At 62.8% G+C, this 8,068-nt stretch carries 8 protein-coding genes; 2 read left to right on the top strand and 6 right to left on the bottom strand.

All coding sequences use genetic code 11. The features are described 5' to 3' along the window. Positions 1–40: 40 nt before the first annotated feature. Together msrQ and msrP are read right to left on the bottom strand one after the other, a co-directional pair. On the bottom strand, positions 41–637 hold the full coding sequence (gene msrQ, locus CUR21_RS09645; RefSeq protein ID WP_100196760.1) for a protein-methionine-sulfoxide reductase heme-binding subunit MsrQ: 597 nt from the start codon (positions 635–637) through the stop codon (positions 41–43). Between the two features lie 16 nt (positions 638–653). Beyond that, a complete protein-coding gene (gene msrP, locus CUR21_RS09640) occupies positions 654–1,553 on the bottom strand; it encodes a protein-methionine-sulfoxide reductase catalytic subunit MsrP (protein ID WP_100196759.1) in 900 nt (299 codons plus the stop codon). 273 nt (positions 1,554–1,826) lie between these two features. Between msrP and CUR21_RS09635 the strand changes: the two genes are divergently transcribed. After that, on the top strand, positions 1,827–2,312 hold the full coding sequence (locus CUR21_RS09635; RefSeq protein ID WP_100196758.1) for a fasciclin domain-containing protein: 486 nt from the start codon (positions 1,827–1,829) through the stop codon (positions 2,310–2,312). A 96-nt stretch (positions 2,313–2,408) separates the two neighbouring features. After that, positions 2,409–3,239, top strand: a complete 831-nt coding sequence (locus tag CUR21_RS09630) for a ParB N-terminal domain-containing protein (RefSeq protein ID WP_100196757.1) — start codon at positions 2,409–2,411, stop codon at positions 3,237–3,239. A 56-nt stretch (positions 3,240–3,295) separates the two neighbouring features. Here the strand turns inward: CUR21_RS09630 and CUR21_RS09625 are convergent, their stop codons facing one another. The 4 genes from CUR21_RS09625 to clpB all read right to left on the bottom strand — a co-directional run bounded on the left by CUR21_RS09625 (position 3,296) and on the right by clpB (position 7,876). Then, positions 3,296–4,084, bottom strand: coding sequence for a hypothetical protein (locus CUR21_RS09625; protein WP_157791974.1), 789 nt, complete (start codon positions 4,082–4,084; stop codon positions 3,296–3,298). Further along, complete coding sequence (locus CUR21_RS18595; RefSeq protein WP_157791973.1) at positions 4,057–4,602, bottom strand: hypothetical protein; 546 nt, start codon at positions 4,600–4,602, stop codon at positions 4,057–4,059. The genes CUR21_RS09625 and CUR21_RS18595 overlap by 28 nt, the downstream gene beginning before the upstream one ends. A gap of 112 nt (positions 4,603–4,714) precedes the next feature. Further along, positions 4,715–4,981, bottom strand: a complete 267-nt coding sequence (locus tag CUR21_RS09615; RefSeq protein WP_100196754.1) for a HigA family addiction module antitoxin — start codon at positions 4,979–4,981, stop codon at positions 4,715–4,717. A gap of 282 nt (positions 4,982–5,263) precedes the next feature. Next, positions 5,264–7,876, bottom strand: a complete 2,613-nt coding sequence (gene clpB / locus CUR21_RS09610; protein WP_100196753.1) for an ATP-dependent chaperone ClpB — start codon at positions 7,874–7,876, stop codon at positions 5,264–5,266. Between the last annotated feature and the right edge of the window lie 192 nt (positions 7,877–8,068).

Raw genomic sequence — 8,068 nt, 5'->3', positions numbered from 1 at the left:
AAATGGAACCAAATCCCCAAAAACAACCTTATCCACAGACTCAGGCCCGATCTGCCGGCCCCCATCGCAGGCGCAGCAGCAAAACTGCCGCGACAGCCGCCGCATAAAGCAGCGGCTCCGTCGGCCAGCCCTTCACAAGAATCACGAAATGCAGCGCCCCCGCCACCGCCGCCACATAGGCCAGCCGGTGCAAACGCCGCCATCTGGCCGCCCCAAGCCTTCGGATCGCGGCGTTGGTCGAGGTCACGGCCAAGGGAATCATCGCCAGAAGTCCGACCATCCCCAGGATGATATAGGGCCGCTTATAGAGATCGCGCAGGATCTCATCCCAGCGCAGGCCCATATCCAGCACCACCCAAGCCAGAAAATGCATCGCAATATAGAAGAAGGCCATCACGCCCAGCGCGCGCCGAAAGCGCAGAAGGTTCAGCCCCGCCTTGCGCAGCGGCGTGATGCAGAGCGAGGCGATCAGGAATTGCAGCCCCCACAGGCCGAGCTTGAGTTCGATCGCCTTCACCGGGTCGGCGCCGAGCTGGTTGGTGGCCGCGGCCCAGACCAGCCAGACAAAGGGGAGAAAGGCCGCAGCCCAGACCACTCCGGTCGGCAAGCGGCGGGCAAGCGTGTTCAGGCGGTCCATCAAGCGCTCCGGCGGGTCAGTAGTCCTTGCTCAGGTCCATCCCGGCATAAAGGCTGGCCACCTCCTCGCCATAGCCGTTGAACATCAGCGTGTCCTCACGCCCGGCAAAGATGCCTGCGCCCACACGGCGTTCGCTGGCCTGGCTCCAACGGGGATGGTCCACCTCTGGGTTCACATTGCTGTAGAAACCGTATTCGCGCGGGTTCTGCATGTTCCACGTGGTTTGCGGCTGCGTCTCGGTCAGCCGGATGCGCACGATCGACTTGATCGACTTGAAACCATATTTCCACGGCACCACCAGCCGGATCGGCGCGCCGTTCTGATTGGGCATCGCCTCTCCATACAGCCCGGTCGCCAGAATCGTCAGCGGATGCATCGCCTCATCCAGCCGCAACCCTTCGCGGTAAGGCCAGTCCAGACTGCGCGTCTGCTGGCCCGGCATCTCCTCGGGACGCAGCAGCGTTTCAAAGGCCACATAGCGGGCGCCCGGCTGCACCCCCGCCTTGTTCAGCAGATGCGCCAGTTCGAACCCCACCCAAGGGATCACCATCGACCACGCCTCGACACAGCGGAAGCGGTAGATCCGCTCCTCCAGCGGGGCATCCTTCAGGATATCGGCCAGGTCATAGCGTCCCGGCCGCTCTACCAGCCCGTCAATCTCCACCGACCACGGGTCCGTCGTCAGCAGCCGGGCGTTGCGCGCGGGGTCGCCCTTGTCCAACCCGAACTCATAGAAGTTGTTATAGGTGGTGATCTCTTCAAAGGTGTTCGGCGTGGCATCGGCTGAAAACCGGCTGGCCGTCCCCTGCGCCATCGCGGGCGCCGCCATCAGCGCCGCGCCCCCGGCCAGCAGGTGCCGCCGGTTCAGCCACTGCGTCTTTGGCGTCACATCCGACCATTTCAACCCTTTGCCCATCTGCGCTCTCCCTGCTGCCTCGTGTATACCATGGGGCGGGCGCGCCAAAAATCAAAGCCCGCCGCCCCCGCTTCCCTTCACTTCGCCGCGCGTGGCGCTCACGTTACCTCACCGTGCGTCACAGGTTTTTGACTGGAAATCCCGCGCTGCCCCGGCTTAGTCCGCCGCCGCCGCAAGGCAAGCCGCGCTCACCAGATCGTAGCCCTGATCCGATCCGTTTTCCGAACCATATACGGCAGGCCAATCAAGGCGATGATCAAACGGGAGTGACCTATGATCCGCAGAACCTTTCTTGCCATGACCACCGTACTCGCATTTGCCGCTCCGTCCTTCGCGGACAACCACGGCGCCAAAGACATCGTCGACACCGCTGTCGGCGCAGGCACCTTCAACACGCTGGTTGCCGCTGTCACCGCGGCGGATCTGGTCGAAACGCTGAAAGGCGAAGGCCCCTTCACCGTCTTCGCCCCCACGGATGAGGCCTTTGCTGCCCTGCCCGCAGGCACCGTCGACAACCTGCTGCTGCCGGAAAACAAGGACCAGCTGACCGCGATCCTCACCTATCACGTCGTGCCGGGCAAAGTGATGTCCACCGACCTGACCGAAGGCCAGACCGCCGCCACCGTCAACGGCGCCGATGTCACAATCACGCTCGACGGCGGTGCCAAGGTCAACGGCGCCACCATCACCACCGCCGACATCGAAGCCTCGAACGGTGTGATCCATGTGATCGACACCGTCATCATGCCGCCGATGTAAGGCATCCACCGGGGGGCGCGCGACCCGCGCGCTCCCCACACCGCGCCTTTACCATGGCGCCCTCATGCTGGCAGGCCCCAACCCATAGGCCCGCGCATGACCCTCCCCTCCCCCCAGATGCTGCCACTCGATGAAATCGACCCCGCCGCCCTGCCGCGGGACCGCGCCGCCCTCGATCCGGCCGCGCTCGATCAACTCAGCCGCTCCATCGCGCGCAGCGGACTGCGCCACCCGCTCGAGGTTTGGGCGCTGCAAAGCCCGCGCCCGCCCTTCCGCTATGGGCTGATCTCGGGCTTCCGCCGCCTCGCCGCCCTGCGCCGCTTGGGCCACAGCGCCGCCCCCGCCGTTCTGCGCACGCCAGACAGCATCGCTGCCGCCATGGCCGAGATGGTCGCCGAAAACGAGATCCGCACCCAGATCACCGCATGGGAAAAAGCCCGGCTCGTGCAAACCACGCTGGACGAAGGCCATTTCGACTCCCCCGACACCGCCTTGCGCACCCTGTTTCCACAGGCGGCGCGCCAAACCCTCTACCGGATGCGCGGCCATCTGGAGGTGGTCGAAGCGCTCGGCCCCCATCTCACTACGCCCGAGGCCCTCAGCTCCCGCCGCCTCGACCGCCTCGCCACCGCCCTGCGCGCCGGGTGGGAGGATCTGATGATCGCCGCCCTCCTGCCCCTCAAATCCCCCAGCGCCGAGACTCAATGGCAGGCCCTGCTCCCGATCCTCACCGAAAGCACGACGTCGGAAACAACCGGAGACTCCCCCCGCCCCCGCCGCCTCCTGCACCTGAAAAAAGGCCTGACGATCCGCCGAGAACACACCCAACACGGCTACGCCCTACGGTTCTCCGGCCCCGAGGCCCGGCGGGGAGGCCTGATGGACGACGTGATGGATTACGTGGAGCGGTGGTTTGGGGAGGGGTGAGGGGGGACTAAACTCAGAGATATTCCACTCAGATATCTGCAGTTGTTCCAAACCAGTTAAGCCGCAAAGGCAAGCTCTTGAAGAGTCTTCGTTTTAACATCAACCTCGATGACTTTTGCGACACTTGTCACCAAGTTTAGCTTTGGGCCGATATCTGACAGCCTTCTCGTCACAGCAATCCCCATTATAGGGATATCACTGCGTCCAACGTCGGACATCTTTACATAAACCGAGTTGATAGAGTTGCCTTGAGCGCTGAATGTATCAAACGCGATCAAACCGTCACCCGCTTGCACAAGAGCGGTGAATTCGTGAACTGCAGATGATTCACCCGCTAGGTGAGCTTTCCTCTCCACGCGAGCACCGCCAAACGCTTCCTCAAGCTTTTCCCAAAGTTGAAGATCAATCTGCCGCGTCTTTTGTTCCACTGAGCGAGCAATCGTCTCGTCCACCACTTCTTTCATTAAATTTGCCATGGCTATGATTGCGCCTCTCAACCTTCCGCCAGACACACGAAGATAAATCATGGCACTGCCGTCGAAAACCGCGCCATAGTGTTCGCACCGCTCCCTTGCTACCCGACGGAACACCGGCTCACTGAAGGCGCCGGTCATCACCTCAAACAATGACACACCCTCATCCGACACCATAAACGTATCGCCGCTTCCTTCGGGCCATACCGTCACTGTAGATGCACTACCACTTGCCATGATAACGGGCATTTCGATCCGAAACCGACCCTGCACAAATGTATTCGACACCATTGAGCCAACCGCCTCATCCAAGGCGGCGTAGCGGCCTGCTTTGTCGCCGTGCGTTAGAAAGGAAACTGTCGTAGCTGCCATTGAGGTTCTTCTATCTCGGTTAGGTTATCAATATGTAGCAATTCACCGCATTTTTCCATGACCTTTGAAAACTCCTCAGGCATGTTGCTCAGCGGTCGTGCGATAGGCAAGTCACCGACTTCACCGCTGAACAACCTGTCGATGGTGATCTGTCGATGAAGAACAGTATCATGAAAATGTGTATTGCCTGCGTCCAAGAACTGTAGATCACCGCATACCGCGTGCCGGTTCTCATGCCGTTGACTGTTCATATCAATACGGGCGATTGCACGCTGCTTGCTCTTGAATTGCACAATCAGCACGATGGAGATTGGTAGGCTCAAACTTTCCTGGCTACACACTATCCTTAAGCCAACGCCCTGAAGGGTCACGTTTCCGTCTGATAATGAGCCTCTTAGCGTCAACTGACGCTGGCCATGCTTTGGGTCGGGAGCCAGCCATCGGCATGGTGTGACCAAGGACTTCCGGCGCTCAAGAACCGCAATCAGGTCTTCAGTAGATCGAAAGAGCTCAGCCAATAGCGACACCTTTAAAACATCGGCTCCAGGCTACCAGAGATTGCTTGCTGGGCAACGATGATAAGGGGATGCAAAGCGAGATTAATCCGCCATTCCGCTACACTCTCCCACCCTACTCGCGCCGCGCCACCGCCAACTCCCAGCCCTTCTGCAAATTCTTCCAAAACTCGGCACTGGTGCCCAGCGCGGCCGCCAGACGCTGGGCGGTGTCGCCTGTCACGCTGCGCTGTCCGGCCACGATGTCGCTGATCCGGTTGGCAGGCACGCCCACGCGCCGCGCCAATTCGGCGGCGCTCAGGCCAAGAGGCAGCAGAAATTCCTCGCCCAGCACTTCACCGGGATGAACGGGGTCAAGACCCGTCACAGATGATCGTGTCATGGCGATCCTCCTCTCCCCATCTGAGTGCCCTTTCCCACCCTATGCAAGACATTCGTAAGGCGAGGTTAATCCCGCCAACCGCCCCTGTAGGGTGGGTGATTCACCCACCCTCCCACACATCCACCCGCACCAAACCCTCCCACCCACACACCCCTCCCACACCCCCCAAACCTTAACAACTCCTGAATCCCACACCCCTAACCCCTTGAAAACAAAAACACCTCCCCCCTGTAACACAGGGGGAAGGTGTGGGAAGTCTGTGCGACCCCGGGCAGGGTCGGGTCAGTGGACCACGGCCTCCACCGGGCGGGCGCGGCGGCTGGCCGACACCCGGTCCCCGATGATCAGCCCCTCCGGCCCCGCCCCAACCCGGACCGTGGCCCCATCCAGAACCTCGCCCGCCAGGATCATCTCGGCCAGCGGGTCCTGCAGGTGCCGCTGGATGACCCGCTTCAAAGGCCGCGCCCCGAACACCGGGTCATAGCCTTCCTCCGCGAGCCAGGCCCGCGCGGCATCGTCCAGCTCCAGCGTGATCTTCCGCCCGGCCAGCCGCTTCTCCAGCCGCTTCATCTGGATCAGCACGATCCCCGCCATATCGGCGCGGTTCAGCCGGTCGAAGATCACCTGCTCATCCAGCCGGTTCAGGAACTCCGGCCGGAAGTGCTGGCGCACCGCCTCCATCACCTCGGCGCGCGCGGCCCCCTGATCCGCCCCTTCCGGCAGCTCCGACAAGGCCCGCGCCCCAAGGTTCGAGGTCAGCACGATCAGCGTCTGCTTGAAGTCCACCGTGCGGCCCTGACCATCGGTCAGCACCCCATCATCCAGCACCTGAAGCAGCACGTTGAACACATCGGGATGCGCCTTTTCCACCTCGTCGAACAGCACCACCTGATAGGGCCTGCGCCGCACCGCCTCGGTCAGCACGCCGCCCTCATCATAGCCGACATAGCCCGGAGGCGCCCCGATCAGCCGCGCCACCGAATGCTTTTCCATGAACTCGGACATGTCGATCCGCACCATGGCGGTGTCATCGTCGAACAGATACTCCGCCACCGCCTTGGTCAGCTCGGTCTTGCCCACGCCGGTGGGGCCAAGGAACAGGAAAGACCCCAGCGGCCGGTTCTCGTCGTTCAACCCCGCCCGCGCCCGGCGCACGGCATTGGCCACGGCAACCAGCGCCGCGTGCTGGCCCACCACGCGCTTGCCCAGCTCTGCCTCCATGCGCAGCAGTTTCTCCCGCTCGCCTTCCAGCATCTTCGTGGTGGGAATCCCCGTCCAGCGCTCCACCACCTCGGCGATCTGCTCCGGGCGCACCGCCTCGGCCACAAGCGCGTCACCTTCCCGCGCCTCGGCCTCGGCCAACGCCTTTTCCAGCCCCGGAATCCGGCCATATTGCAGCTCGCCCGCCTTGGCGAAATCGCCATCGCGCTTGGCCTGCTCCAACTCGGCCCGCGCCCGATCCAGCTGCTCCTTGAGATCCCGCGCGGCCTCAAGCGAATCCCGCTCGGCCTGCCACTTGGCGGTCATGGCGTCAGACTGCTCTTTCAGATCGGCCAGCTCTTTCTCCAGCCGGTCAAGCCGGTCGCGGCTGGCGGCGTCATCCTCTTTCTTCAGCGCCTCCGCCTCGATCTGCAGCTGCAGGATCTGCCGGTCCAGCTGGTCCAGCTCCTCGGGCTTGCTGTCCACCTCCATCCGCAAGCGGCTGGCGGCTTCGTCCACAAGGTCGATCGCCTTGTCAGGCAGGAAACGGTCGGTGATATAGCGGTGCGACAGGGTCGCCGCCGCCACCAAGGCACTGTCCGAAATCCGCACGCCGTGGTGAAGCTCATACTTCTCCTTGATCCCGCGCAGAATGCTGATCGTGTCTTCCACCGTGGGTTCGCTGACCATCACGGGCTGAAAGCGCCGGGCAAGGGCGGCGTCTTTCTCCACATACTTGCGATACTCGTCGAGCGTGGTGGCCCCCACGCAATGCAACTCACCCCGCGCCAGCGCGGGCTTGATCAGATTGGCCGCGTCCATCGCGCCATCGGATTTCCCAGCGCCGACAAGCGTGTGCATCTCGTCGATGAACAGGATGATCTCGCCCTCGGCCGCGGTGACTTCGTTGAGCACGGCCTTCAACCGCTCTTCAAACTCGCCACGATACTTGGCCCCCGCGATCAGCGCGCCCATGTCCAACGCCATCAGCTTCTTGTCCCGCAGCGATTCCGGCACATCCCCGTCCACGATGCGCAGCGCCAGACCTTCGGCAATCGCCGTTTTCCCGACACCGGGCTCCCCGATCAAGACCGGGTTGTTCTTGGTGCGGCGCGACAGCACCTGCATGGCGCGGCGAATTTCCTCATCACGCCCGATGATCGGGTCAATCTTGCCTTCGGCAGCGGCTTCGGTCAGGTCACGCGCGTATTTCTTCAACGCATCATACCCTTGCTCGGCACTCGCCGTGTCGGCGGTGCGGCCTTTGCGGATGTCGTTGATCGCGGCATTCAGCTTTTGGGGCGTCACGGCACCCGCATCCAGACAGGCCTTGGCCGCCCCCGGCACCATGGCAAAAGCCATCAGGATACGCTCCACCGGCACGAAACTGTCCCCGGCCTTCTTGGCAAGCGTCTCGGCCTCGTCCAGCACCTTCACAAGCGACGAGTCGGTAAAGGGCTGCGCGTCCCCCGACACGCGGGGCAGCTTCTTCAGGGCGGCGTCAACCGCCTCCGTCACCCGGCTCGGCTCCCCCCCGGCGCGGCGGATCAGATTGGCGGCCATGCCCTGATCATCGTCCATGATCGCTTTCAGCAGATGCTCTGCCGTCAACCGCTGATGGCTTTCGCGCATCGCGATGGTTTGCGCGGCCTGAAGGAACCCGCGCGACCGTTCCGTGAACTTTTCCAGGTTCATCGGTCATTCTCCTTTGCTAGCACCGCTTGTCCGCGCCCAATCTTGGCACGCAGAGCCTCGGCCTCAGGGCAAAGATGGGATGCCACAGGACTTGATGCAAGATTGCCACAAGCCTGCCGGGCAGATTCCCTTGCGGGCCGCGGGCAAACCCGGCGCGTCAACCTGAAAGCGCGCCGCACACGGCCCATGCCC

This window comes from Pseudorhodobacter sp. MZDSW-24AT (genome assembly GCF_002794355.1).
Lineage (GTDB): Bacteria > Pseudomonadota > Alphaproteobacteria > Rhodobacterales > Rhodobacteraceae > Pseudotabrizicola.
Note: the sequence above shows the minus strand (reverse complement) of the source record. Positions and strands in the feature narration are given on the sequence as shown.